We start from the raw sequence: 989 nt of genomic DNA, 5'->3' as shown, positions 1-989 counted from the left end.
TTGAAAACAGAAGATTGAACAGTATGTAAAACCCTGAAAATTCTAATAAAATAAGTCATGTTTGATGACTTTGAATGAGAAAATTTCAGAACGAATACAAGCAATTGTATACGAACCAAACAACAAGTAAAACGGGAATAAATTAGCTAGTTAGTTGATTTTGACCCCGGATTGAACACCTTTAATTTGAGAGTTCGATCCTGGCTCAGGATGAACGCTGGCGGCGTGCTTAACACATGCAAGTCGAGCGAAGCGATTCAAATGAAGTTTTCGGATGGATTTTGAATTGACTTAGCGGCGGACGGGTGAGTAACGCGTGGGTAACCTGCCTCATACAGGGGGATAACAGTTGGAAACGACTGCTAATACCGCATAAGCACACAGTGCCGCATGGTACGGTGTGAAAAACTCCGGTGGTATGAGATGGACCCGCGTCTGATTAGGTAGTTGGTGAGGTAACGGCCCACCAAGCCGACGATCAGTAGCCGACCTGAGAGGGTGACCGGCCACATTGGGACTGAGACACGGCCCAAACTCCTACGGGAGGCAGCAGTGGGGAATATTGGACAATGGGGGAAACCCTGATCCAGCGACGCCGCGTGAGTGAAGAAGTATTTCGGTATGTAAAGCTCTATCAGCAGGGAAGAAAATGACGGTACCTGACTAAGAAGCCCCGGCTAACTACGTGCCAGCAGCCGCGGTAATACGTAGGGGGCAAGCGTTATCCGGATTTACTGGGTGTAAAGGGAGCGTAGACGGCACTGCAAGTCTGGAGTGAAAGCCCGGGGCTCAACCCCGGGACTGCTTTGGAAACTGTGGTGCTAGAGTGCAGGAGAGGTAAGTGGAATTCCTAGTGTAGCGGTGAAATGCGTAGATATTAGGAGGAACACCAGTGGCGAAGGCGGCTTACTGGACTGTAACTGACGTTGAGGCTCGAAAGCGTGGGGAGCAAACAGGATTAGATACCCTGGTAGTCCACGCCGTAAACG

General features: G+C 49.5%; 1 rRNA gene. It reads left to right on the top strand.

Annotation, left to right across the window (positions count from 1 at the left end):
- Positions 1–182: 182 nt before the first annotated feature.
- Positions 183–989 (top strand): 16S ribosomal RNA (locus tag Q7P33_RS17915); the annotation flags it as partial.

This window comes from Acetobacterium wieringae (assembly GCF_026646375.1).
Classification (GTDB): Bacteria; Bacillota; Clostridia; order Eubacteriales; family Eubacteriaceae; genus Acetobacterium; species Acetobacterium wieringae_A.
Note: the sequence above shows the minus strand (reverse complement) of the source record. Positions and strands in the feature narration are given on the sequence as shown.